At 51.1% G+C, this 1,581-nt stretch carries 2 protein-coding genes; both read right to left on the bottom strand.

The genetic code is table 11. The annotated features are described in order from the left end of the window. Nucleotides 1-174: 174 nt before the first annotated feature. Complete coding sequence (locus KBW69_RS24045; protein WP_373690743.1) at nucleotides 175-351, bottom strand: transposase; 177 nt, start codon at nucleotides 349-351, stop codon at nucleotides 175-177. Beyond that, on the bottom strand, nucleotides 332-1,581 hold a 1,250-nt coding region (locus KBW69_RS23315), incomplete at its 5' end, for a C2H2-type zinc finger protein (protein WP_257282527.1). The genes KBW69_RS24045 and KBW69_RS23315, both read right to left, overlap by 20 nt.

Below are 1,581 nucleotides of genomic sequence, written 5' to 3'. Positions count from 1 at the left end.
CCATCGTTCATTGGCATTGCGGATAATGTGCCCGGCTCAGTTTTTATAGAAAAACCTTGAGTTGTCGAAAACCCATTCTGGTTAACCTCAAGGATAAAACGGTAGGTCTGCGGCTCAACCGGGCAGGCGAAAGGCACACAGAACAATACGTGCAAGAGTAGGCTTTTAATGGTTCTATCCTTTGTTTTCTATGGATAGGAGCAGTGAGGATAGACGAGATAATAAGGTTAACCCGCCGCAGCTGATAAACAGATGGACATGTACATGACACTTCAGAGCATGCCCAAACCTGTGCAATGCCTTTTCGTCCCGGGCCTCTGACGAGCAGAAATCAATCACTTGACTTTGCATCATCAAGCTTTCGTTTTCGGTGTTGCCTTCTGTGATCCGACAGGGCTTGAGCGTTTGGCAGGGTTTTCTGGCACTCGGGGCAGGTTTGCTCTCCGGTGTGATAATGACTTTTGTGAGACGCGAGAGCTTTTGCGTTTGGCAAGGTCTTCTGACACTCAGGGCAGGTTTGCTCCGGGGTGTGATTTTTTCTTCTGTGATCCGACAAGGCTTGAGCGTTTGGCAGGGTCTTCTGGCACTCGGGGCAGGTTTTTTCTCCGCTGTGATATTGACTTTTGTGATTCGACAGGGCTTTCACGTTTGGCAGGGTCTTCTGGCACTCAGGGCAGGTTTTTTCTCCTCTGTGATATTGACTTTTGTGAGCCGAAAGGACTTGAGCATTTGGCAGGGTCATCTGGCACTCAGGACAGGTTTGCTCTGGGGTGTGATCTTTTCTTTTGTGAGCCGACAGGGCTTGAGCGTTTGGCAGGATCTTCTGGCACTCAGGGCAGGTTTGCTCTCCGGTGTGATATTGACTTTTGTGAGTCACCAGGGCTTGAGCATTTGGCAGGGTCTTCTGGCACTTAGGGCACGTTTGCTCTGAGGTGTGATCTTTTCTTCTGTGAGCCGACAGGGCTTGAGCGTTTGGCAAAGTCTTCTGGCATTCAGGGCAGGTTTGCTCTCCGGTATGATCTTTTCTTTTATGATCTGACAGGGCATTCGCGTTTGGCAGGATTTTCTGGCACTCAGGGCAGGTTTTCTCCCCCGTGTGATATAGACTTTTGTGAACCGACAAGGCTTGAGCGTTCGGCAGGGTCTTCTGACACTCAGGGCAGGTTTGCTCCGGGGTGTGATCTTTTCTTTTGTGAACCAACAGGGCTCTTGCGTTTGGCAGGGTCTTCTGGCACTCAGGGCAGGTTTGCTCTGGGGTGTGGTACTTTCTTTTGTGATCCGACAGGGCTTGAGTGTTTGGCAGGATTTTCTGGCACTCAGCGCAGGTTTGCTCTGGGGTGTGCTCTTTTCTTTTGTGATACGTCAGAGCTTGAGCGTTTGGCAGGATCTTCCGGCACTCAGGGCAGGTTTGCTCTGGGGTATGATTTTTCCTTTTGTGAGCCGACAGGGCTTGAGCGTTTGGCAGGGTCTTCTGGCACTCGGGGCAAGTTTGCTCTCCGGTGTGATATAGACTTTTGTGAACCGACAGGGCTTGAGCGTTTGGCTGAGTCTTCTGGCACTCAGGGCAGGTTTGCTCCGGGC

The organism is Endozoicomonas sp. ISHI1 (assembly GCF_024606225.1).
GTDB lineage: Bacteria > Pseudomonadota > Gammaproteobacteria > Pseudomonadales > Endozoicomonadaceae > Endozoicomonas_A.
Note: the sequence above shows the minus strand (reverse complement) of the source record. Positions and strands in the feature narration are given on the sequence as shown.